The 24139-nt window shown below is 34.7% G+C and carries 30 protein-coding genes; 29 read left to right on the top strand and 1 reads right to left on the bottom strand.

From position 1 onward, the window contains the following. Positions 1-2 precede the first annotated feature (2 nt). The 18 genes from NGI26_RS04275 (at position 3) to NGI26_RS04190 (ending at position 13389) form a co-directional block, all read left to right on the top strand. The gene (locus tag NGI26_RS04275) at positions 3-809 is read left to right on the top strand and encodes a hypothetical protein (RefSeq protein ID WP_251936486.1); all 807 of its coding nucleotides are present in this window, start codon (positions 3-5) and stop codon (positions 807-809) included. A gap of 130 nt (positions 810-939) precedes the next feature. Next, positions 940-1737, top strand: coding sequence for a hypothetical protein (locus NGI26_RS04270; RefSeq protein WP_251936482.1), 798 nt, complete (start codon positions 940-942; stop codon positions 1735-1737). After that, positions 1737-1892 carry a hypothetical protein gene (locus NGI26_RS04265; protein WP_251936480.1) on the top strand — a complete coding sequence of 52 codons (156 nt, stop codon included), beginning with the start codon at positions 1737-1739 and terminating at the stop codon, positions 1890-1892. Before NGI26_RS04270 ends, NGI26_RS04265 begins: the two co-directional genes overlap by 1 nt. A gap of 3 nt (positions 1893-1895) precedes the next feature. Then, positions 1896-2657, top strand: coding sequence for a hypothetical protein (locus NGI26_RS04260; protein WP_251936478.1), 762 nt, complete (start codon positions 1896-1898; stop codon positions 2655-2657). Positions 2658-2752: 95 nt separating this feature from the next. Continuing rightward, complete coding sequence (locus NGI26_RS04255; protein ID WP_251936476.1) at positions 2753-3367, top strand: hypothetical protein; 615 nt, start codon at positions 2753-2755, stop codon at positions 3365-3367. A gap of 49 nt (positions 3368-3416) precedes the next feature. Beyond that, positions 3417-4142 (top strand): hypothetical protein, encoded by a 726-nt coding sequence (locus NGI26_RS04250; RefSeq protein ID WP_251936472.1) that lies wholly within the window; start codon positions 3417-3419, stop codon positions 4140-4142. Next, positions 4135-4563, top strand: coding sequence for a hypothetical protein (locus NGI26_RS04245; RefSeq protein WP_251936467.1), 429 nt, complete (start codon positions 4135-4137; stop codon positions 4561-4563). The genes NGI26_RS04250 and NGI26_RS04245 overlap by 8 nt, the downstream gene beginning before the upstream one ends. A 1-nt stretch (position 4564) precedes the next feature. Beyond that, positions 4565-5041, top strand: a complete 477-nt coding sequence (locus NGI26_RS04240; RefSeq protein ID WP_251936464.1) for a DUF5085 family protein — start codon at positions 4565-4567, stop codon at positions 5039-5041. A 224-nt stretch (positions 5042-5265) separates the two neighbouring features. Continuing rightward, positions 5266-5703, top strand: coding sequence for a hypothetical protein (locus NGI26_RS04235; protein WP_251936461.1), 438 nt, complete (start codon positions 5266-5268; stop codon positions 5701-5703). Positions 5704-5773: 70 nt separating this feature from the next. Next, a complete protein-coding gene (locus tag NGI26_RS04230) occupies positions 5774-6187 on the top strand; it encodes a hypothetical protein (protein ID WP_251936458.1) in 414 nt (137 codons plus the stop codon). Beyond that, entirely contained in the window at positions 6177-6725 is a 549-nt protein-coding gene (locus NGI26_RS04225; RefSeq protein ID WP_251936456.1) for a hypothetical protein, read from the top strand. The genes NGI26_RS04230 and NGI26_RS04225 overlap by 11 nt, the downstream gene beginning before the upstream one ends. Then, positions 6722-7300, top strand: coding sequence for a hypothetical protein (locus NGI26_RS04220; protein ID WP_251936453.1), 579 nt, complete (start codon positions 6722-6724; stop codon positions 7298-7300). Before NGI26_RS04225 ends, NGI26_RS04220 begins: the two co-directional genes overlap by 4 nt. A 114-nt stretch (positions 7301-7414) precedes the next feature. Continuing rightward, positions 7415-8419 carry a hypothetical protein gene (locus tag NGI26_RS04215; protein WP_251936450.1) on the top strand — a complete coding sequence of 335 codons (1005 nt, stop codon included), beginning with the start codon at positions 7415-7417 and terminating at the stop codon, positions 8417-8419. Next, positions 8416-9384 (top strand): hypothetical protein, encoded by a 969-nt coding sequence (locus tag NGI26_RS04210; RefSeq protein ID WP_251936448.1) that lies wholly within the window; start codon positions 8416-8418, stop codon positions 9382-9384. Before NGI26_RS04215 ends, NGI26_RS04210 begins: the two co-directional genes overlap by 4 nt. A gap of 97 nt (positions 9385-9481) precedes the next feature. Further along, a complete protein-coding gene (gene truB / locus NGI26_RS04205; protein ID WP_251937201.1) occupies positions 9482-10360 on the top strand; it encodes a tRNA pseudouridine(55) synthase TruB in 879 nt (292 codons plus the stop codon). Positions 10361-10466: 106 nt separating this feature from the next. Further along, positions 10467-10958 carry a DUF536 domain-containing protein gene (locus NGI26_RS04200; protein WP_004252719.1) on the top strand — a complete coding sequence of 164 codons (492 nt, stop codon included), beginning with the start codon at positions 10467-10469 and terminating at the stop codon, positions 10956-10958. A gap of 68 nt (positions 10959-11026) precedes the next feature. Beyond that, entirely contained in the window at positions 11027-11617 is a 591-nt protein-coding gene (locus NGI26_RS04195; protein ID WP_251936445.1) for a 3'-5' exonuclease, read from the top strand. Between the two features lie 8 nt (positions 11618-11625). Next, on the top strand, positions 11626-13389 hold the full coding sequence (locus NGI26_RS04190) for a glycerophosphoryl diester phosphodiesterase membrane domain-containing protein (RefSeq protein ID WP_251936443.1): 1764 nt from the start codon (positions 11626-11628) through the stop codon (positions 13387-13389). 42 nt (positions 13390-13431) lie between these two features. On the opposite strand, the gene NGI26_RS04185 is transcribed toward NGI26_RS04190, so the two are convergent. Continuing rightward, entirely contained in the window at positions 13432-13731 is a 300-nt protein-coding gene (locus NGI26_RS04185; protein ID WP_251936441.1) for a YbaB/EbfC family nucleoid-associated protein, read from the bottom strand. 186 nt (positions 13732-13917) lie between these two features. On the opposite strand from NGI26_RS04185, the gene efeO reads away from it, so the two are divergent. The 11 genes from efeO (at position 13918) to NGI26_RS04130 (ending at position 24131) form a co-directional block, all read left to right on the top strand. Then, complete coding sequence (gene efeO / locus NGI26_RS04180; RefSeq protein ID WP_251936439.1) at positions 13918-14790, top strand: iron uptake system protein EfeO; 873 nt, start codon at positions 13918-13920, stop codon at positions 14788-14790. 5 nt (positions 14791-14795) lie between these two features. Continuing rightward, the gene (gene efeB / locus NGI26_RS04175; RefSeq protein ID WP_251936421.1) at positions 14796-16010 is read left to right on the top strand and encodes an iron uptake transporter deferrochelatase/peroxidase subunit; all 1215 of its coding nucleotides are present in this window, start codon (positions 14796-14798) and stop codon (positions 16008-16010) included. Further along, a complete protein-coding gene (locus NGI26_RS04170) occupies positions 15985-17673 on the top strand; it encodes an FTR1 family iron permease (RefSeq protein ID WP_251936417.1) in 1689 nt (562 codons plus the stop codon). The genes efeB and NGI26_RS04170 overlap by 26 nt, the downstream gene beginning before the upstream one ends. Further along, positions 17673-18398 carry a twin-arginine translocase subunit TatC gene (gene tatC, locus NGI26_RS04165; protein WP_251936413.1) on the top strand — a complete coding sequence of 242 codons (726 nt, stop codon included), beginning with the start codon at positions 17673-17675 and terminating at the stop codon, positions 18396-18398. Before NGI26_RS04170 ends, tatC begins: the two co-directional genes overlap by 1 nt. Next, positions 18382-18549: a twin-arginine translocase TatA/TatE family subunit gene (locus tag NGI26_RS04160; RefSeq protein ID WP_251936409.1), complete on the top strand. Its 168-nt coding sequence runs from the start codon at positions 18382-18384 to the stop codon at positions 18547-18549. Before tatC ends, NGI26_RS04160 begins: the two co-directional genes overlap by 17 nt. A gap of 347 nt (positions 18550-18896) precedes the next feature. After that, on the top strand, positions 18897-19604 hold the full coding sequence (locus tag NGI26_RS04155; RefSeq protein ID WP_004252727.1) for an IspD/TarI family cytidylyltransferase: 708 nt from the start codon (positions 18897-18899) through the stop codon (positions 19602-19604). Positions 19605-19606: 2 nt separating this feature from the next. Next, on the top strand, positions 19607-20629 hold the full coding sequence (locus NGI26_RS04150) for a ribitol-5-phosphate dehydrogenase (protein WP_251936405.1): 1023 nt from the start codon (positions 19607-19609) through the stop codon (positions 20627-20629). Between the two features lie 12 nt (positions 20630-20641). Beyond that, entirely contained in the window at positions 20642-21511 is an 870-nt protein-coding gene (locus NGI26_RS04145; RefSeq protein WP_251936389.1) for a phosphotransferase family protein, read from the top strand. Then, on the top strand, positions 21501-22379 hold the full coding sequence (locus tag NGI26_RS04140; RefSeq protein WP_251936371.1) for a DMT family transporter: 879 nt from the start codon (positions 21501-21503) through the stop codon (positions 22377-22379). The genes NGI26_RS04145 and NGI26_RS04140 overlap by 11 nt, the downstream gene beginning before the upstream one ends. 12 nt (positions 22380-22391) lie before the next feature. Then, positions 22392-23081 (top strand): sugar phosphate nucleotidyltransferase, encoded by a 690-nt coding sequence (locus NGI26_RS04135; protein WP_251936368.1) that lies wholly within the window; start codon positions 22392-22394, stop codon positions 23079-23081. Between the two features lie 249 nt (positions 23082-23330). Continuing rightward, a complete protein-coding gene (locus NGI26_RS04130; RefSeq protein WP_251936365.1) occupies positions 23331-24131 on the top strand; it encodes a dihydroorotate dehydrogenase electron transfer subunit in 801 nt (266 codons plus the stop codon). The last annotated feature ends 8 nt before the right edge of the window (positions 24132-24139 follow it).

Raw genomic sequence — 24139 nt, 5'->3', positions numbered from 1 at the left:
ATATGAAATTAGTAAATAAAATAGTAAGTAGGGCGACAGAGAATATTCTTCTACAAATTGAGACTATTAGTCAAATTAGCTCAATTATTGGACTTGTTTTGGATGTGTTGGCTGTGTTTTTAATTTTCCAAAGTGATACGGAAAAGTGGGGAGTAATATTAGTAGTAGTAGTAGTACTAATTGCTAGTCTAGTTTTATACCTACGTTTTGTCCTAAACAAAGTTATTTATCTAGTGTTAAACGATTCTATTAATCTTAAGCTATATGAAGACATGTTCAGGGTTCAGTCCGAGAAATCCATTAAGATTTTTAGGGCAACATATCGTGAGTATTGCCAATTTATCCAAGGTCAAGTGGCTTATCTAAAAGGGGATTTTCAATCTGCCAAGGAAAATATGTCCAAATATGATTTGAAGAAAATTTGGAAGAGATTCAGGAACCATACATTTTTAATATCAACCTATGAGCTATTAAAAGTTTCCATCCATCTTCAAGATGCGCAAGATATTGCTTTCTTTGAGGAACAATTGTCCAAGGCGCCAGATTCGAAAGATAGTAAGGCTAAGTTCGTTGCTCAAGCCCAAGCCATAAAAGATATTGTGTTCAATCAAGAAGGGAATGACTATTTCGACACTGCGGAACCAGAAAATAAATTAGCTCGAATCATGTTTTCTTATTACGGAGCCCTCAACGCTCAATTAAAAGGAGATGAAGCTCGTGCTCGCAGTTTGTTTGAAAGCATAGCCCATGAAAATCCAGAACTCTTTTATGTTCAGGAAGCGAAGAAATATTTAGGAGCAGAGGAATAAGAGAGTAACATATGAAATTAGTAAAAAAAATAGTCAGTTCAGCGACGGAGAACACTCTTCTACAAATAGAGACTATTATTCTAATTAGTTCAGTTGTAGCAATAGCTATTGGAGAAATAGGAGTTTTTTTATGTTAGATAATATTTCTAAGAATATTTTGAATTGGTCATCAGTTAAAATTTGCAGTATACTGGAAGTTTATATTTTATTTTACCTACGTTGGACAATTATAGCAACAGCAATTAGTTTATTATTTGTAAAATCAACCGTCGTGACTACATTACTGCTTATATTTCTAACATTACTGACTATTATCGTTGTAATAACTCATTTTTTAGTAAATCACGTTGCAGAAGTTATTTTATACGAGCAAGTAAATTTTACAAAATATATTTCTCTTTTAACTGAAACTTATGAAAGGCGTCCTGATAATAAAACAGGGAATTTAAATGCATTAAATATGGGTTTAGCTAGATGTTCGTTGTATCAAGGAAATTTTAGTGAGGCAATCCAATATACTGAACGAATAAGAGTTAAACGTTCTAAATGGAATGTAAAGTGTATTTATGAACTAAATATCGTATTTATAGAATCATTATCCTATCTTCACTTAAGAGAGATAGATGATATTTCTAAACTTTCAATACCTTGTGATTGGGAAAAAATTAAAAGAATTGACAAAAATAGAATATTGGATTTAATTGAACCAGTATCAAAAATACTCAATGGAGAAGTGCACGACTACTTCGATACTACCGAACCAGAAAATAAATTAGCCCGAATCATGTTTTCTTATTACGGAGCTCTCAATGCTCAGCTAAAAGGAGATGAAGAACGTGCCCGTAGTTTGTTTGAAAGTATCTCTCATGAAAATCCAGAACTCTTTTATGTTCAGGAAGCGCAGAAATATTTAGAAGGAGAAAACTGATGTCAGAACGTACCGCTTTATCGATTGGGAGTGTTGTTCGTGTTAGAGAAGGTGTGAAGTCTGACATGATAATAAATTGGTATCCAGTTATTGAAAAAGCAGAGGCAAAAATGAAACTAGGACCATTTGGGTTGTGCTTATCAATAGGATGGTAAAACATGGAAATACAATTAAAATTACTTGGAAACTCAGAAGGATTTATCCTTCAGTCAAAATTACCTGATGATGAACATTGGACTGAAAGAATTGAAATCGTTCAAGAAGAGGAAGGTTACCGTCTATATGCAAAAGATGTAGAAATTCTTGTCTTGAAAGAATCAGAATATATTTCTAAAAGAAAAAGAATAGTCGCAAGAGGGTTAAATAAGGATTTGATTTATTATGAAGAAAAAAGATTTGAACATTTATGGGAACAAGCATACTGGTATGGAGTTTTTCAATTCAATTTAAATAACTATGAAATGAAGTGTGTAGGTTCAGGTAGTAAAGGAGATATTTTACCTGTCACAAAAGATGGCATTCCGATTGCCGTTTATGCTGCAAGTAATATTGCAATTGCTGGAAAGAGAAACTTTTCTCTCTATACTGAAAATATTGACGAAATTGACAATTTACTGATGTTTTACGTAATTGATTATATTAGGGGGTATGACTTTTTAGATATTGATTCTTTATCTGCAAGATATCGTTTCTTTTATCAATTCAGTAATCGCTCAGCTATAACGAAGGAACACTTAGATATGATTCCAGAGGCTAGAAAACCTTCTAAGTTAGAGGCGTTTATCATTTATTTTTTATCAGCCTTCCTTGTTGTAGGTGTAAGCTTGGTATCATTACGCCCTTTGTTCGCATTTTTAGTAGGATTACTGATACATTTTATTTATACTATCATAAAGAATTGGAGAGACAGAGGTGAATAGTAGGGTATTTACCTATAGATTTGTTATTGATGCTACATAAAAAAATCTAAAAAAAGTGCCAATAGCCTGATTAAAGGCATGAGAGGATGGTTTAAATGAAGAAACGATTTTATAGAACATTGATAGATATATTAAATAATGCTAAGGGACCTGTTCCGATGTGGGGGACACTAACCCAAGTATTTGTTATATTTCCTTTGATAATGTTCATGTTCTTTATGGCAGCAAATAGCCTTGTAAATCAATATGTTTTCAATTCTATAAATATCATAGCAGTAGTTTTAGAGTTATTTTCTTTTATAATTATTTTAATGTCAAAGTTACAAAGTAATTTTGCAACGGGACTAATTACCTATATTATGGGTGTTGTTACATATATAACTGCTCCCTTTGCTGTAATAGGACTAGGTGGAGGAGAACAATTCCTTTTATTTCACTTATTTGCAATATTTTTATATCCAATAATAATTTTTCTTCTTATGCTATTATTAGGTGGTGTTGATGGTCAGCAAGTGCTGAAAGAAAAAGTTATTAGTGTAATTTTTGGTATCCCAGGAGCTATTATTGTAATTTCAGTTATCTTACTTATTTTAATAGGAAACCCTGCTGCTTCTTGGTTATTATTTGGATTACAATTGCTATTTTCACCTTTCCTATTTCTTTCGTGGGGGTATATACTTTATCCATTAAGACATAGGTCAGATGTATAAAGTTTTAATGCGACAATAGCCTGATCAAAGGCATGAGAGGATGGTTTAAATGATACTGGAACGAATTAAAAAAACATTTGAATTTCAAAGAAGTAGAATAAAGGGACCGGTTCCTCTTTGGGGGGTGTTAAATGGGATTTTTATTTTATATCCTATATCCTTTTTGGCGTTTTTTGCAGGAGGATTAGAGGTACTCAACAATCCCTCTTTGTATCAAGGATTGATTATGACAGGAATTGTTGTTTGGATTTTAAATCTGGTATTTTTACTGGATCTTAGGCGAGGAATTTTAACTAGTTTTGGAACCTATCTCATGTATTTGACTGGTCATATTTATATCATTATTGGTTTTGGTGCTATGAGTGGGGACCATAACTTTATTGGTCTAAAGCTATCCCTCCCTCTTATTCAATCCATTATTGTTATAGTCGTCATGAGCTGCTTGGTCAATTTGGACTCTGAAGAAATTATCTCGCAGAAAGCCAGCAAAGTTATGCTTAACTTTGTATTCGCTCCCCCGCTTATTATATCGTGTGTCTGTATATTTTTGGCGATAATTGGATATGAATATTTTTGGGGATGGGGTGTATCCTTATTTTCGATGACCTTTGGGCATTTGTTTTATGCTACGTGGTTTTATATTATCTATGCATACCAACACCGCCATGATGTTGAGGAAACAAGACCAATCAAGCATATAGAAGTGTCTTCGGATTTGATTCAAAATAAAGAATTTGATAAAAATAGATTTAAAAAGGAAAAGAAACATGATTAAAGAAATCCAGATTCATATGGATCATTTGATGACAGACCAGGTCCAGATTCAAGCGGACGAACTATTGGAGTTGTTTGTCCACACAGAACTCTTACCCTACACCAATGGCATCTATAAAGATGGTCCGACCATTTTTGAAATGACTCCAACTCAGTTTGATGAAGAAAAGCAAGATGTGGGAGTCTATATTCCAGTTATATCTGAAGCAGAGCCAACAAGTCAACTGGATTATCAGGCATCTCTAGATATAGAAGGAATTAGCAAGCGGGTTCTATTTGATGGTAGCTTGGATGAAACAATTGAGGAGATGAAGGCTTATATTCGTGAACATGGTTGGGAATTGCAAGACAAGTTATATCTGGTCTTGATACCTGTTTATGATGATTTGTTTGTAGATTTGATTATCCCAGTGGAGAAGTAAAATGGCAGAAATTACATATGGTATGAATCAATCATTAATGATAAGTAATGTTTTGAGTGTGAACTATAATATTGTCGGTGATGAGATTGAAGTAGCCTTTCAAGATATGGTTCAAACAGCCGTAGCTGCAGGATACACACCCAAGAGCAATCCCTTTTACTCATGCCCTCATATAGGAGAATTGGATGATGGAACATACAACATCACAGTCTATCTTCCCGTTCATGAGGATTATCTAGGAAAAGAAGAAATAATGGAAGGGACAGCCTATAACAGCTATTTTTTAGTTCCTCAAATGGCAGGAGTACGAGTTACTGGAGAGGAAGCTGTTGACTTTGATAAGGCTATATACCTGCTAACCAAATTATTGCTTGACAATGACTTAGAAGAATCTACACCGGTATTTTATATTTCAAGTAAGATAAATGATGTTTTATACACAGATATCATGGTAGGGGTTCGAGAAAAAATGAATTGAGGATAATAGAAAACTTAAGGAAATAAAGAGACTTAAAATGACTCATGTTTGTTTCCTTTTTAGAACTTATAAAATGAATACAAACTGTTCTAGGAGGAGTACTTAGCACCTTATATCAACTAAGTGATTCAGTCGGAAACTTTATTAACCTAGGTACTAATGGACTAATTTCACCCAATGTACTTGATGGTATTAGTAATTCCTCTTCAGGAGTCATTAGAAGTTTGAGTGAAGGAATTGAAACTTTTGCCAAGTCTGGTCCTGAAATAGGTAGAGCAATGGCATTTATTGGTCCTGCAATTGATTTCACTTCACAAGTTTCAGCAGGAGAAAATGTTCCGAACGCAGTTATTAAAACAGGTGTTCATACGGTTGTTTCGAATACTGCAATGGCTATTGGAGGAACAATTGGTTCAGCTATCCCTATTCCAGTTGCAGGAACTGCTGTAGGTGGTATTGTTGGAGCTGCTGCAAGGTTTATAATAGGAGTAGGTTTATCAATTGCAGGTAATGCTGTATTTGATATGATTTATGATAACACTGTTGGAAAGGAAGTCACAAAAATAACAAATGATGTAGTAAAAGCAGGTAAAGAAGTTATAGATGGTGTTGGTAATGCAGTATCTGACTTTTTCAGTGGTATTGGAACTGTATTTCAGTGATAGGAGATTCTCTTGGACAAAAAACAAATTATAAAGTTAAAGGACGTTGAATTTGTAGGAATTGGTAATTTTGAAGGGGAAACAGTTTTTTTTTGATAAGAAAACAGACAAGATGTTCTTAGGTCATTCTAAAACAAAGTTTAAAGTGTCTCCTGTGATCATTGTCTCAAAACTCCTCTACAGACCAGCTTTGAATGAAGAATTAATTATTAGTCCTTTTGTGCTTTCAAACGTTGATATGATAACTTTTCTTAAAAATGAGAAGAAAAATATAGTTAAGAGCTATCTAATTATATTATTGGCATTTCTTCTTCCAGTGCTTTTTTCTATAGTTTATTTATTGACTTCTAATTTTTTATTTTTGTTTTTAGCCATTTTATTTTTTATGTTTCCTCTATTGTTATTAAACACGAAACCAATACAGAGATTTAAAGTGGTTCATATGTTAGATAAAAAATATTCCACTAAGGAAAATGATATATGAAATTATATTTAAAAATATGGTTCCGATAGGAACAATTGATAAAAATCCAGTTTATTTTGATAAAAAAGATTCTAGTTTATACATGGTAAGAAAAAAGACTTCTTTTTTGGAAACTGCTGGCAGTAGCATGATCATGATTATTTATGGCATAATTGGAAAAGTCAATTCCAAATACTATTTAACCATTCCGGGAAGATATCAATTTTTAATGATAGGCATCCTGATTTCCTTTATAACAGCCTTTGTTGTTTGTTATGCGACCTTCCATCGTGATAAAGAAGTGGAAGAACTTCAATTAGAGAAAAAAGCAATGAGGGACTTTGTGTTAAGAGAGCGAAAAAATGTCTTCTTTACCTATTTATCTCTTATCATATTACCACTAATTATAATATTCTTTGCATACCTCTTTATCACATATGGCAATATTTCATGGGGAGTTGTTTCAGTTTTATTTATGACTATATATTTTATGTTCTTTTATAATAAAATCTTCCAAAGAGGAAAAATCATAAATGAACTGTATAAAACTTATAAATGAGAAAGATAATTATGAAAAGTAACACTAAAAATTTTATTGTCCTAGGTATATATCAGGAAAAATCTGTCTATTATAACAATGAAAATCATCAACTTTTATATCCAACAAAGGATAAAACTATTGGAGCAACTGCCATTACTGGTTACAGTTCAATTGCTCTTGTTTTATATATTGTTTTAAGAAGTATAAGTAAAAATGGGGAAGTACCAACAGATTTTCGGTTGCTGTCTTTGGTCCTTGCTTATATTATCATTAGTATTGGTAGTAGCTTATTACTTTATTATGTTTTAAATCGTGTCATTGAGTTAGAAGAATTTCAAATTGATTTAAGAAACTATCAAAACTTTTTAAAGCAAGAAAAAAGGAATGTTTTAATATTATATATAACGATGCTCTGTTTTTTGATTATAGGAATAGTGACTGCTGCAATTTTTATAAGTTCGGGTAATTATATTAGTCTTGTATTAACTTTATCATCATATTTTATCGTATACACTATTTTAAATACCAAATTGATTAAACGCAGCATGATATTGAGACAGTTATACAAAGAATTAAGTAATAAAGATATTTAATTGAAAGATTGAGTCCTAGAGATTTTTTTAATTTATCAAAAGATTAGAATAAGTTGATCAATCTATGATTTTTAATTAAACGAACTTATAGTTAGGTCAATGTAGGAGATTAAAGTGAAAGAAAAAACAGTGAAAGAAGTTGAAGAATTAAATAAAGCATATTTTAAAAGTTTAGCTAATACTCGGGCATCTGCGACGATGATGGTTATTTCATGGACAGGAGTATTTATATTAGCACTAGAAATTTTCGTTTTTTATTACTATTTTAATACAGTCTCTTTAATAAATCCATTTATGAATTGGTTCTTTGATTTACTCTTGATTTCTTGTTTCTACCTTATCATTGCATTTTTCATTCCATTAGTTGGTCTCTTTGTATATAAAAAGCAAATTTTGTCAACAGTTTTTTTGCTACTAGTCTATATGCTCATATACTTTTCTCTGCAGTTGATGATGCTTTTGATTATAGTGACTTCTATTTCAACGAAGGAATTTACTATGGGATTCTCTCTATATTCTCCAATTTTTATTCCATTTTTAGTTATTTGTACAATTTTAAGTTTTATTTATCAGTATTTTTGGCTAAAAAGAGAGTTAAAAAAAGGTTTTTCTATCAATAGAACAATGGGTAATTATTTTGCAAAATCCAGTGCTTATAGTAAGAACTCTCTCCTTATTATTTTTATAGTTTCTATGCTAGGCGGTCTTCTTTCAGGTAAATTGATACTTATTTTTGGAATTCTTGGAGCTCTTCTTTTCAGCTATGCATTTTCTCAATTGATTACAGAAGTTGCCTACCTTTTATACCTAAAAACTCAAAGCAAGGAGTATTGGGAAGATGTGCCTACGAAAAAAGAGACTTTTCGAGATTTATTTAAGGGTTTCAGTTTAAAGAAAGCAAAAATTCGTATCCCACTTGAGATGGTAGCTTTTGCAATATTATTAGGGATTATTAATTATAGTGGTTATTCAGATGAGAGCATTAAGCGACCTATTTGGCTGGTCTGGAGTGTCAAATTGTTCATCTATGCAATAGGACTGGATATTTTGGGGAGCTTTATTCTATCTAAGATGAAAAGATTAAAAACTGGATTCAAAAAAGGAAAGAAAAAACAGTGACAGAAGTTGAAAAATTAAATAAAGCATATTTTAAAAGCTTAGCGAACACTCGCGCATCTGCAAGTATGATGTTGATTTCATTTACAGGAGCCTTCGCTTCGGCATTGTTTCTACTTTTCCAATATTTTTATTTTGTTAAAGGCTACGGAATAAATCCTTTGGAAAATTACTTTTTTGATTTTGTTTTGATTTATGTTATTTATCTTGTCGTGGCAACCTTTATTCCGCTAGGAATGACATTTATTTATCGTAGACAGATTTTATCAACCATATTATTACTTTTATCTTATATAGGTATTTTTTTATCTTTGATACTTATATCTTATATTATTCTTGTTTATTCAGGGACTAATTTGCAAGAATATAACGAACGCTCATTATACACCATTCCTTTTTTGTTAATCTGTACAGTTACTGGTTTTGTTTATCACTATTTTTGGCTAAAAAGAGAATTAAAAAAAGGTTTTTCTACCAATAGAACAATAGGTAATTATTTTGCGAAATCTAGTGCCCACAATAATAATTCTCTTCTCATTATTTTTACAGTTTCCATGTTAGGCGGTGTTCTTTCTGGTAAGTTTGCGCTAGTTTTAGGAATTCTAACAGCGGTACTTTTTAGCTATGGCTTCTCCCAACTCATCACAGAAGTCGCCTATCTTTTATATCTAAAAACTCAAAGCAAGGAGTATTGGGAAGATGTACCCAAGAAAAAAGAGACTTTTCGAAATTTATTTAAGGATTTCAGTTTAAAGAAAGCAAAAATTAGAATTTCCCTTGAGATTTTGTTTTGTTCAATATTCCTTGGTATTATGTATAATATAGGCTATTTTAGTCCTAGTTCATACACCCCCCTTTGGCTTATTTGGTTTGGGAGAATATTTATAATTTTGATAGGACTGGATATTTTGGGGAGTTTTATTCTTTATGTTATAAAAAAAGTAAATACTAGATTAATAAATAAATAGATTCATTTGGAAATTGCGAGGCTAGTTTAAATGATACTGGAACGAATGAAAAAAATGTATTATTCGCATGATGAGAAAGGAAATTAGAAAGCAACACATGAACGGTATTATCAACTTAAAAAAAGAAGCGGGGATGACCTCGCATGATGCGGTTTTTAAACTGCGTAAGATTTTGGGAACTAAGAAGATTGGTCATGGTGGGACCTTGGATCCGGATGTAGTTGGTGTTTTGCCCATTGCGGTTGGCAAGGCGACACGCATGGTCGAGTTTATGCAGGATGAGGGCAAGGTCTATGAGGGAGAAATCACTCTCGGCTATTCCACGACCACCGAGGATGCCAGTGGAGAAGTAGTTGCAGAGACGCCTGTCTTAGCTCCTCTAGATGAAAAGATTGTCGATGAAGCAATTACTAGTCTGACTGGGCCTATTACTCAGATTCCGCCTATGTATTCGGCAGTCAAGGTCAATGGTCGCAAGCTCTATGAGTATGCGCGTGCTGGTCAGGAGGTCGAGCGTCCTGAGCGTCAGGTAACGATTTATAGTTTTGAAAGAACGAGTCCGATTTCTTATGAGGATAGACTTGCGAGATTTACCTTTCGTGTGAAATGCAGTAAGGGGACTTATATTCGCACGTTGTCTGTTGACCTTGGAGAAAAACTTGGTTATGCGGCCCATATGTCTCGGTTAACACGTACCAGTGCTGCAGGTTTGCAACTCGAGGACGCCCTGACTTTAGAAGAAATTTCCGAAAAAGTAGAGGCTGGACAACTCGATTTTCTACATCCGATTGAGATTGGGACAGGGGATTTAGTTAAGGTTTATCTTACTCCGGAGCAGGCAGAAGAGGTCCGTTTTGGACGTTTTATTGAGTTAGAACGAAGCGAGAAAGAAGTTGCAGCTTTCGAAGGTGAGAAACTACTTGCTATATTGGAGAAACGTGAAAATCTATACAAACCAAGAAAGGTTTTCTTTTAAAATTTTATAGCTTAAAAAACCATTGGAAATACAGTGTTATTTGACAGTTTAGCTTACTTATGATAAGATTTAATTTAAGAAAAGCTAGAGAAAAATAGAGGATATTATGAGTATTGAAATGACTGTCAGTGAGATTGCTGAGGTCTTGGGACTATCTCGACAAGCAATCAATAATCGTGTCAAGGAATTACCTGAAGAAGATATTACAAAAAACGACAAGGGTGTTACTGTTGTTACTCGCAGTGGATTGATCAAACTTGAAGAAATCTACAAAAAGACTATCTTTGAAGATGAACCAGTTAGTGATGAAGTAAAGCAACGAGAGCTCATGGAGATTCTTGTTGATGAAAAGAACGCTGAGATTATCCGTCTTTATGAGCAATTAAAAGCTAAAGATAAGCAACTTGCTGAAAAAGATGAACAGATGCGTGTAAAAGATCGCCAAATCGCTGAAAAAGATAAGCAATTGGACCAACAACAACAGTTAACCCTTCAAGCTATGAAGGATCAAGAAACACTCCAGTTGGAGTTGGATCAAGCTAAGCAAGAAGTTCAGGCATCGAAGAAAGGCTTCTTTGCTCGCTTATTTGGAAAATAAGAAAAAACTGCTTGGTTTCTAGGATTAGACCAGGTGGTTTCTTTTTAAAATCAATAAGGAATGATAAGATGGAAACATTAAGAGAGTATATCTCATTTGATTTAGAATTCAATAAACACCAGGATCAGATTCATTTGATTCAAGTATCAGCGGTGCATTTTAAAGAAGGTGAAGAAGTAGGAGTATTTGACTCTTATGTATACACGGATGTTCCTTTGAAGAGTTTTATTAATAGTTTGACTGGGATTACTTCGGACACACTGAAAGGCGCACCAAAGGTAGAAGAAGTCCTGCAACAATTTCAAGAGTTCGTTGGTAACTTGCCTCTTATTGGCTATAATGCAGCAAAAAGTGATTTACCGATTCTACTAGAGCATGGATTTGACTACAGTCATCAATATCTAGTTGACGTTTATAATGAAGCCTTAGAGAGACGCAGTACCGATCTCCATGGAATTGCTAATCTAAAATTACAAACCGTTGCTAGCTTTCTGGGTTTTAAAGGTCAATCTCATAATAGTCTAGAAGATGCTCGAATGACTGCCCGTGTTTATGAAGCGTTTTTGGAGTCAGATGAGAGTAGACTTTTACTCAATTCTCAGAGCAGCCTCAACTCAAATCCATTTGGTGGGTTAGATCTATCTCAGCTGTTTGATTAGGAGTCCTTATGAAACCTGAAAAACCAAAAAAATTGGGTTTTAAAAAGATTTACCTAAATCTAGATAAAATCCTCTTTCTATTCTTTTTAATTTTTATGTTGGTTGACTATGTCTGGTTGCCACTAAACTCAGTGATAGCTGGATTTTTACTGAGTCAAACAGGATATTTGTTTATATCCTACAACAATATTTTTGCTATTATAAAAAACGCACCCATAGTCAGTCTTGGTTTCGTAATCTTAATAGCCATCAATCTGCTGGTAGCCTATTTTCAACTCAGCCTTCTATTTATAGGAGCACGTCATCTCCTTTATCACGAAAAGAGAACTCTCATAGAATATAGTCGAAAAGTATTTCGTGAAAGCCTTGCGTTTATGAAGAAGATGACCATTTCAAAAGCCTTGTTTATCTTTCTTTTCGTAGCGATGTTGTTCCCTTTTATCAGAAAGATATTTAAGATTTATTATTTCAATAAAATTGTGATTCCAGAGTTTATTCAAACCTATATGGAAGAAAACTATTGGTTATGGTGGGTAGTTATTATCGGCTTATCACTCTTATTCTTTTATGTTTCTGTTCGATTAATATTCACTCTACCAAAAATCTTTTATGATAAGATGACTGTGAAGGAAGCGATTATTTATAGTTTGGATAGGACTAAGAATTTCTTTTGGTTTTATGCCTGGCATTTATTTTTAATTGTTGTAAAAACCAATCTATTCTTTTATCTCCCTCTCATCCCAATATTATTAACTCAGTACATAGTCGATAGCATTACTCAGAGAGAATCCCTGATCCTTGCTATTTCCAACTTTGTTCTCATCAAGAATTTGCACTATATGGCTCTGACTTATTTCCTTGTCAAATTCACTTCTTTCTTAACGGGAGAAGAACTTGACATTATGCCAAGGCGGGAGAAGGATCATATCATGAGATGGGGAGTCATGGTTTGTGCGAGTATCTTCTTTGCGATTGAAGGATATACTTATCTAGAAGCTCCAGTAGTCAAGCCACCTCTTTTAATTTCACATCGTGGTGTATCAAATGCAAATGGTGTCCAAAATACAGTGGAATCCTTAGAAAAGACAGCTCAATTAAAACCGGATTTAATCGAGATGGATGTTCAGGAAACCAAGGATGGCCAATTTGTCATGATGCATGATGCTAAACTAAAAGGATTAGCAGGTATCAATAAAACACCGCAAGATTTGACCTTAGAAGAGTTAAAACAGATTGACATTCATGAGAATGGTTATGAGACGAAGATTTCAAGTTTTGATGATTATCTGAATCGTGCAAATGAACTGCATCAGAAACTACTTATTGAAATTAAGACCAGTCACAAAGATAGCCCGCAGATGATGGAACATTTTCTAGAAAAATACGGTGCAAAAATTAAGGTTTATGGTCATCAAATGCAATCTTTAGATTATAAGGTAATTGAAAAAGTGAGAGAGTATGACACAGATATTCCTGTATACTTTATTCTTCCCTATAATTCTGTTTTTCCTAGAACGTTGGCAACTGGATACACAATGGAGTACTCTACTTTGGATGAATATTTTGTAACGAAACTATGGAATACGGACCAAAAACTCTATGTATGGACAATCAATAGTTCTGAATCGTTTAATAAGTCTTTTCACCTAGGTGTTGACGGAATGATTACGGACGACTTGGAAAAAATAAAAGAAGAATTACAAACGGCTCAGGAAGACCCTGAATACAGCTACTTACTGCTGAATAAAGCAACTGAATTCTTTGCTTTTTAACATAAATTAAAAGAGGCTGTGCAACAACCTCTTTTTCTATGATTAAAATGGCAACTTACCTGCAAATGCACCAAGTTTCTTTTTAGTGGTTTCATCAATTTGTTCAAGAGCAGCATTGAGCGCTTGAACAGTCATATCTGAAAGAGTCTCAATATCCTCAGCATCCACAACTGCAGGATCAAAGTCGATTTTTAAAACTTTCTTATCACCTGTTAAGGTAGCAGTTACCAAGTTTTGAGCAGAAGTTCCAACAAATTCTGTAGCAGCAAGTTCAGCCTGACTTTGCTCCATCTGTTTTTGAAGTTTTTGAGCTTGTCGCATCATGTTTTGCATATTCATCATAACGTTTTAAATTTCCTTTTTTTATATTATTTGTTTCTTATTTTATCAATTTTAGCTTTAAAAGTCTAATAATAGTTTATCTGTCCAAACATTAAATTTTCTGATAATTTATTGAAAAATGAGTACAGACATGTTATAATGGGACATAAAATAAATTCAGGATTCCTGAACTAATAGGAGTAAATAATGAAAAAACTAAGTTTCGTCCTTTTATCTTCAGCCTTGCTATTGACAGCTTGTGCCAATAATCAAACCAAACCAAGTGACACGAGTGACTCTTCTAAGGTGACAGCTCTGTCAGATGACAAACAAAAATTGCTTGATCAGGCAACCACAGATTATAAGACCTTTGTTCAAGGACAAATTGATAAATTATTGACGGATACAGAAGGTTTTGTTCAACTCTTAAAAGATGGTAAGTTAGAGGAAGCTAAAAAGGCATATCCATTGATTCGTATGTCTTACGAGCGTTCAGAACCAATTGCAGAAAGCTTTGGTGAGTCTGATGTGAAGATAGACTTTCGTTTAGCAGACTATTTAGATGAAAATAAAACAGAAGAAGGTTGGTCTGGTTTCCACCGTATCGAACGTATTCTTTGGGAAGAAAATACTACAAAAGGAACTGAAGCATATGGTGATCAATTAGTAAACGATATTAAGGAATTGAAAGCTAAAATTGCTACTGTAGAAGTAGATTACAAAATGATGCTGACAGGTGCTGTTGACCTGCTTAATGAAGTTGCTACAAGCAAGATTACTGGTGAGGAAGAAATTTATTCTCACACAGATCTATACGATTTCCGCGCCAATATTGAAGGGGCAGAGAAAATTTTCCAACTCTTTAAACCTCTGCTTGAAAAGTCTGATGCAGCTCTGGTTAAAGAATTGGAAGAAGATTTTAAATCTGTCAATAGTCTTTTAGATAAACATATGACTGATAAAGAGCATTATAAACTCTATACAGACTTAACAAAAGAAGACACTAAAGAATTATCTGAGGCTGTAACGAAACTTGGAGAACCATTGTCACAAATGGGTAAATTTCTTGGTGGAGAATAAGTAGGATGACAAATAAAGACGAAAAGTTTTTTGATAAAAAAATGGACCGTCGAGAATTTCTAAAGAAAGCAGGTATCGGAGGGGCTGGTATTGCACTTGGTCTCTCTGGTGCTTCTGCTTTTTTCGCACCTAAGTTAGAGGGTCAAGAAAACATCTCGTACGGAGACGAAAAAATAGCCTTTTATGGCAAACATCAAGCTGGAATCACAACTGCCATGCAGAAAAATATCTATTTTGTTGTTTTGGATTTGCATACGACTGACAAAGAGAAAATTATCCAGCTATTTAAAGATTGGACGGATTACAGCGCTAAACTTGTAGATGGCGATTTAGTTAAAAAGGATGGTGGTAACAGTCTCTTGCCGCCGAGTGATACTGGTGAAACTGTTGGGTTAAATCCGCATCGCTTAACTCTCACGTTTGGTGTTTCAACTAGTTTCTTGGAAAAGATGAAACTTGAGGATAAACGTCCAAAACTATTTAGAGATATGCCTCCCTTTCCTAAAGAACAATTACGCGAAAAGTATACTGGTGGTGATATCGTGATTCAGGCTTGTGCAGATGACGAACAGGTTGCTTTTCATGCTATTCGTAACCTTATCCGCAAGGGGAGAAATGCTGTTACTCTTCGTTGGAGTCAATCTGGTTTTGCTGCAATTGGTAACCGGATGGAAACACCTCGTAATCTATTTGGTTTCAAGGATGGAACTGCTAACGCTACAACCGAAAAAGAATTTGATAATGTTGTCTGGGCTGATAGTAAAGATTGGATGGAAAATGGTTCCTACATGGCTGTTAGACGTATTCAGATGTTTTTAGATACCTGGGATAGAACCAATCTTGAGGAACAAGAAAATACCTTTGGACGCTATAAAGAAAGTGGGGCTCCCTTTGGCAAGAAACATGAATTCGATGAAGTTGATTTGAGTCTTCTTCCAGATGATTCCCACGTTCGCTTAGCAAAAGAAGCTAATAAACCTCTTTTACGTCGCTCTTATTCTTATTCTGATGGAATTGATGAAAAGACAGGTCAGTTCGACACAGGATTACTATTTATTTCTTTCCAAAAAGACCCGGATAGTTTTGTTAAAGTTCAAACAAATCTTGGTGCTATGGATAAAATGAATGAGTATGTAACCCATATTGGTAGTGGTCTCTTTGCTTGCTTTGGTGGTGTAGAGAAGGGAGGTTACATTGGGCAGAAATTATTGGAATCTTAAATATATTGTTCCTCTTTTAGCTTTCTTTTTACTTTTTGTCATACCTGTAGGAGCTAAGGAGAATTTAAGTCCCTATTTTGTAAAAATCACTGATGCGACCAAAGCTGTCAAGGAAGGCAATCAAGACGAAGCCCAGAAACTAGTTTCTGAAATCTCTAAAGAATTCAGTAAACTTGAACATGCAGATTCGGAAGCAGGTAAGAAAGTTCAAGAGAAACTCTCTTTATCAGGAAAAATTACTGAAGATCAGTTGACCCAGATTTCTTTAGCTCTTTTAACATTTGAGAAAGAGCAAAATCCAGTTGACCTTGATGCAGAAAAAGAAAAGCTTGTTACTCGATTAGAACCTCGTTTTGAAGCTTTAGACAAGGCAATTGCCTCTCATAATCTAGAAGCAGTAAAAGAAGCTTATAAAAAAATGAATTCAACCTGGACTATCAATGAAGCAGTAGTTCGCGACCATAGTACAGCTCATTATGGGAAAGTGGAAACGGCTATCTCTTTTTTACGTAGTAGTATTGAGACTGAACCAACAAACTATGATACTATTAAATCTTCATTTGATGACTTAAAAACTGCTATTTCAAACTTTATTGATGGAAAAGAAGTTGAAACGAATTCAACGAATCTGACACTAAAAGATGGAATCAGTCTATTAAAAAAAGCTCTATCACAATTTGAGGCTGGAAAAAATACTGAAGCTGCAGCTACGATGAAGGAGTTCATCACTATTTGGCCAACCATTGAAGGTTCTGTAAGTACAACAAATCCTTCCCTATATACAAAAGTTGAGAGTGAAAGTCCTGTGATTATGGTTAAGGGACAGGAACAAGCTTATCAGGATAAACTATCTAGTTTGATTTCAGAGCTATCTCAAATTGACACGAGTGCTTCTTATAATGCATTTGATGCTATGTTAATTTTACTTCGTGAAGGAGTGGAAGCTCTCTTAATAGTGATGGCTCTTGTTACAACTTTGAAAGCTTCTAACTTGCGTAAAGGACTCAAGTGGGTATATAGTGGTGCATTTGTGGGTATAGTAGCTAGTCTTTTGATTGCCTATATCCTACAGATTGCTTTTCCAGCAGTCACCTCGGGAACCAACCGTGAAATCATCGAGGGAGCAGTTGGGGTTTTTGCAGTAGGCATGATGATTTTAATCGGTATTTGGCTTCATAGCAAATCCTCTGTTAAAAAATGGAATACTTTTATGGAATCGCAAATGCAAACTGTCACGAAAACAGGATCTTTCCTTTCCATGTTCGCTCTTAGTTTTCTAGCAGTATTTCGCGAAGGAGCAGAAACCATTCTCTTTTATGTAGGAATTTTACCAAGGATTTCAACTTTTGACTTTGTTTTAGGAATTTCTTTAGCACTTTTGGTTTTAGTAGGCCTTGCCTTTGTCATGAATAAAGCAAGCCAGTTTTTCCTTCCTCATAAAGTTTTCTTTCTTTTAACATGGATGATTTATGCCTTGGCCTTTAAGATGTTAGGTGTCAGCATACATGCACTACAGTTGACAAATATGGCTCCTAATCACCCTGTAACTTCACTTCCTATGATAGATTTCTTAGGTTTCTATCCAAGTTGGGAAGTCCTAGGTGCCCAAGTTATATTTTTACTAATTATTGTAGGTGTGACTTTGAAGCAAGGTAAAAAATAATGGATAAAAAAGAATTGACAATTATTGAGCATCTGGTAGAATTTAGAAAGAGATTACTAGCAGTCATCATTTGTTTCTTGTTAGTATTTTGCATTTCACTATTATTTGCCGATCAGGTCTATCAGTATATAACTCAAGGTTTTAGTCAAAAATTAATTGTGCTTGGGCCAAATGATATTCTTTGGATTTATCTGCGCTTAGCCAGTTTAATGGCTTTTAGTCTTACCTTACCCTATACTGTCTATCAAGTATGGTGCTTTGTAAGACCTGCCCTTAAAACTGAAGAAGCAGGAGCTATTTTTGTCTATATACCTGCAACCTTTATTTGTTTTATAGTAGGGCTAGCCTTTGGTTTTTACTTTGTTACACCAGCCTTACTCCAGGTCTTACTAGGATTGGGTGAAAATTTATTCGAAACTCAGTTAACCGCGCAAAATTATTTAGACTTTGTATTTCAAACAACCATGCCCTTGGCATTGATTTTTGAATTGCCTGTTATCATTGCCTTTTTAACCTCAATAGGTTTAATTGGGCCAGGGCTACTTGTTTCCTATAGGCGTTATGCTTATTTCATCTTATTGGTATTAGCGGTTATATTGACACCTGCAGATTTTATTAGTGATTTAGCAATGACTGTTCCTTTAATTCTTTTGTATGAGGTCAGTATTGTAATTAGTAAATGGATTATAAAAAGAAGGGAAGAAAAAAATGGGAATCTTACGTGATATCGGAGCACCAGGCATAATTATTATTATACTGGGGGCACTTTTGATTTTAGGACCAAAACGCTTACCAGAGCTAGGAGAATCAGTAGGAAAAATGCTTGCTGAGTTTAAAAAAGCCGTTAAAGGCCTTGGGGATTCGGAAGAAAAATAAAGAAACTTAATAAAAGAGTTGAGAAATTGGTACAAGATCATTATCTTGTCTAAATTCACAGCTCTTTTTCAATTACCTATTTAAACAGTTTAAGGTTTCTTTAAGGTTTTTATAATATTCTGAAGAACTCTATATTATCCGAACAAATATCTTCAGTTTCATAAATAGAGAAAGTTTTCTTGGATAATTGTTTACTTTAAATAAATGATTAATCCTAAAAGTTCAGATTATTATTTGAATACAAATTCATTATAGCTTTGCTTGCTCGCTATTTATTTCAAGATACCAGTAGATTGTGATATAATAGTAAACAATGAGTTTTTAAAACAAACCAAAGGAGTATCAAAATGATTTACGCTGGAATTTTAGCAGGTGGAACCGGTACGCGCATGGGTATTAGTAACCTACCCAAACAATTTCTTGAGTTGGGAGATCGCCCGATCCTAATCCATACAATTGAAAAATTTGTCTTAGAGCCAAGTATTGAAAAGATTGTAGTTGGAGTTCACGGAGACTGGGTGACACACGCAGAAGATTTAGTTGAAAAATTCCTTCCACTCCACAAGGACCGTATCATCATCACAAAAGGTGGGGCGGATCGTAATTCGAGTATTGAAAAGATCATCGAAGCTATCGATGCTTACCGTCCAATTACGGAAGATGATATCGTAGTCACTCATGACTCAGTTCGTCCTTTTATCACACTTCGAATGATTCAAGATAACATTGCTCTTGCACAAAATCATGATGCTGTTGATACAGTAGTTGAAGCAGTAGATACCATTGTTGAAAGTACAAATGGTCAGTTTATCACAGATATTCCAAATCGTGCTCATCTCTATCAAGGGCAAACTCCTCAAACCTTCCGTTGTAAAGACTTCATTGATTTGTATGGTTCTTTATCAGCAGAAGAAAAAGAAATTTTAACAGATGCATGTAAAATTTTTGTCATTAAGGGTAAAGATGTAGCCTTGGCAAAAGGTGAATACTCAAACCTTAAAATTACAACAGTTACAGACTTGAAGATTGCTAAAAGCATGATTGAGAAAGAATAGACATGATTAATCAAATTTATCAACTGACAAAACCAAAGTTTATCAATATTAAATATCAGGAAGAAGAAATTGATCAAGAGAATCATATCCTTATCCGACCAAATTACATGGCGGTTTGTCACGCGGATCAACGGTACTACCAAGGTAAACGCGATCCAAAAATTTTAGCGAAAAAACTACCAATGGCTATGATTCACGAGTCTTGTGGTACAGTCATTTCTGATCCAACCGGTACCTACAAAGTTGGTCAGAAGGTTGTTATGATTCCAAATCAACCACCTATGCAAAGTGATGAGGAATTCTACGAAAATTACATGACTGGAACATATTTCTTATCAAGTGGTTACGATGGATTCATGCGAGAATTTGTTTCTCTGCCTAAGGATCGTGTGGTATCTTACGAAGAAATCGAAGACACAGTTGCCGCCATTACAGAGTTTGTCAGTGTGGGCATGCATGCTATGAATCGTTTTCTGACTGTTTCACATAGCGGACGTCAACGTATCGCTGTCATTGGTGATGGAAGTTTAGCTTTTGTCATGGCCAATATTATCAACTACACTTTGCCTGAAGCAGAAATTATTGTCATTGGTCGCCACTGGGAGAAATTGGAACTCTTTTCGTTTGCGCACGAACGTTATATTACTGACAGTATTCCAGAAGATCTCAGCTTTGATCATGGATTTGAGTGTTGTGGTGGTGACGGTAGTGGACCTGCTATCAATGATTTGATTCGGTATATTAAACCCCAAGGTACTATTTTGATGATGGGTGTTAGTGAGTATAAGGTTAATATCAATACTCGCGATTCTTTAGAAAAAGGCTTGTTATTAGTTGGATCTTCTCGTTCAGGAAGAGTTGACTTTGAAAATGCCATTCAAATGATGGAGATTAAAAAGTTTGCCAATCGTTTGAAAAATATCATTTATCTAGAAGAACCAGTAAGAGAGATCAAAGATATTCATCGAGTTTTTGCAGCAGACCTGAATACTGCCTTCAAGACAGTATTTAAGTGGGAAGTCTAATGGAGGAAGATTATGAAGGAAATCGTTAAAGAGAAGATTGCCTCTTTATTATCAGGTGATGAAGAAATTCAGAGCGTTGAACAGCTGGGTGGAATGACCAATCAAAACTACTTGGTTCAAACATCCTCAAATCAGTATATCGTTAAGTTTTTCGGTAAAGGTACGGATAAATTAATCGACCGTCAGAATGAAAAGTTCAATCTTGAATTGTTGAAAGATTTGAAATTAGATGTCGAAAATTATCTTTTTGATATTGAAGCTGGCATCAAAGTTAATCAATACATTGAAAATGCTGAAACACTTAATTTAGATACCATTAAAACTAGATTTGAGAAAATTGCTCCCATTCTACAAACGATTCATGCATCTGGTAAAGAATTAAAAGGAGAGTTTGCTCCTTTTGAGGAAATCAAAAAATATGAATCCTTGATTCAAGGAGAGATCTATTATCCAAACTATGAAGCTGTTAGAAAATCGGTGTTTTCTCTGAAAGAAGAGCTTGAACAAATCGGAATTGAGAAGAAGTCTTGTCATATTGATTTGGTTCCTGAAAATTTTATTGAAGCACCAGATGGGCATCTTTATCTGATTGATTGGGAATATTCATCCATGAACGATCCTATGTGGGACCTTGCGGCACTCTTTCTAGAGTCTGAATTCACTCCAGAAGAAGAGGAAAACTTTTTGGCTCATTACGAGAGTGAAAAGACTCCTGTTTCGAGAGAGAAAATTCGAATTTATAAAATTTTGCAAGATATTATTTGGAGCCTTTGGACTATTTACAAAGAAGAAAATGGTGCAGACTTTGGAGATTATGGAATCTCTCGTTACAATAGAGCAGTAAAAGAATTGGATTTTAAGGGAGGTTCTCATGAAAACTAAAAATGGAGTTTCTTTTGGTTTACTTTCAGGTGTATTCTGGGGATTAGGATTAACTATTAGTGCATATATTTTTTCAATCTTCACAGATCTTTCGCCCTTTGTGGTAGCAGCTGCACATGACTTTCTGAGTATTTTTATCTTGCTAGGATATCTACTCGTTAAAGAAGGAAAAGTTCGCTTTTCAATTTTCTTAAACATTCGAAATGTCAGTGTTATTATTGGAGCGTTACTAGCTGGTCCTATTGGTATGCAGGCTAATCTCTATGCAGTCAAATACATCGGTAGTTCCTTAGCATCTTCCGTTTCAGCTATTTATCCTGCAGTTTCTGTCCTTCTTGCCTTCTTTATTCTAAAGCATAAGGTTTCTAAGAATACAGTATTTGGAATTTTGTTAATCATTGCAGGAATTATTGCTCAAACCTACAAGGTTGAGCAAGTCAATTCCTTCTATATCGGAATACTTTGCGCCTTGATTTGTGCGCTTGCTTGGGGGAGTGAAAGTGTTCTAAGTTCATTTGCTATGGAAAGTGAACTTAGTGAGCTCGAAGCCCTCTTGATTCGACAAGTAACTTCCTTCCTGTCCTATCTTGTGATTGTTCTCTTCTCGCATCATTCATTTGCAGAAGTGGCAAACGGACAATTGTTGGGACTTTTGATTGTCTTTGCAGCATGTAATATGATTTCTTATCTAGCCTACTATATTGCTATTAATCGATTGCAACCAGCAAAAGCAACAGGTCTAAATGTGAGTTATGTAGTCTGGACTGTTTTGTTTGCAGCAATGTTCTTGGGCTCACCTCTTAATTTATTGACCATCATTACTTCACTGATCGTAATGGCTGGTGTTTACATTATTATTAAAGAATAAAGGAGAAAATGCGTGAAAGCGATTATCTTAGCAGCGGGATTGGGAACTCGTTTGAGACCCATGACAGAAAATACTCCCAAAGCCTTGGTTAAAGTCAATCAAAAACCTTTGGTTGAATATCAAATTGAATTTTTAAAAGAACGTGGTATTGATGATATTATCATCGTTGTAGGTTATTTGAAAGAACAATTCGACTACCTTAAAGAAAAATACGGTGTTCGTTTAGTCTTCAATGATAAGTTTGCTGATTACAATAACTTTTACTCTCTCTACTTGGTAAAAGAAGAGTTGGCCAACAGCTATGTTATCGATGCGGATAATTATCTTTTCAAGAATATGTTCCGAAATGATATCGAGCGTTCAACTTACTTCAGCGTTTATCGTGAGGATTGTGACAATGAGTGGTTCCTAGTTTATGGTGATGATTACAAAGTTCAAGATATCATTGTCGATAGCAAGAATGGACGCATTTTGAGTGGTGTGTCATTCTGGGATGCTCCAACAGCTGAAAAGATTGTTGGATTTATTGACAAGGCTTATGCAAGTGGCGAGTTTGTTGACCTTTACTGGGATAATATGGTTAAAGATAATATCAAAGAACTAAATGTTTACGTAGAAGAGTTGGAAGAAAATTCTATCTATGAAATCGATAGTGTTAAAGATTATCAAAAATTGGAGAAAATTCTCTCTTCACAAAAATAAGCTGTTTTTATGAACTGATACCTGACCTATTTTTACTTGACTTTTTAGGCTTGATGCAGTATACTAGTGAAAATTTAACCTTTAAGGGAAGTCCAGAGAGACTTACAAGGTGTCAGAGAAAAGAAACTACGATAGAAGCAAGTAAGCAAGTGCTTATTTGGTACCTTTGTGTGAATATCTTAACTGAAACCTTGCAATTGCAAGGTTTTTTCTTTATCTGATCCCCTTAAAATTTAAGGAGGAAAAGTTATGAATCCAAATTGTAAAAAGCGGATGGGAGCTATTCGCTTGGAGAATATGAAAGTAATATCTCAAGAGGAAATCGCGCCAGCGATCTTTGAGCTCTTTCTTGAAGGCGAAATGGTTGAAGCTATGAAAGCTGGCCAATTTCTTCATTTGCGTGTACCTGATGATGCCCATCTCTTGCGTCGTCCAATTTCAATCTCATCCATAGATAAGCATAAGAAACAATGTCATCTTATTTATCGCATTGAAGGTTCAGGTACAGCAATCTTTTCAAGCTTGAAACCAGGTGATAGTTTAGATGTCATGGGTCCTCAAGGAAATGGTTTTGATCTATCTGAGCTAGACAAGCATAGCAAAGTTCTCCTTGTTGGTGGCGGAATCGGTGTCCCTCCTTTGCTTGAAGTAGCTAAACAACTCCATGAGAGAGGTGTAGAAATTACAACTGTTCTAGGATTTGCTACTAAAGATGCTGTTATTTTGGAAAATGAGTTAACTCAATATAGTCAAGTCTTCGTGACAACAGACGACGGAACTTATGGTATTAAAGGAAATGTATCAGTAGTGATTAATGAATTTGACGCTGAATTTGATGCCATCTACTCTTGCGGTGCACCTGGTATGATGAAATATATCAATCAAACATTTCATGACCATCCAAGAGCTTATCTATCTCTAGAATCCCGTATGGCTTGTGGTATGGGAGCTTGTTACGCTTGTGTCTTGAAAGTTCCAGATAGCGAGACAGTTAGTCAACGTGTATGTGAAGATGGACCTGTATTTAAAACAGGAACAGTTGTTTTATAAGGAGAGTC

The organism is Streptococcus sp. Marseille-Q0941, assembly GCF_943736975.1.
Lineage (GTDB): Bacteria > Bacillota > Bacilli > Lactobacillales > Streptococcaceae > Streptococcus.
Note: the sequence above shows the minus strand (reverse complement) of the source record. Positions and strands in the feature narration are given on the sequence as shown.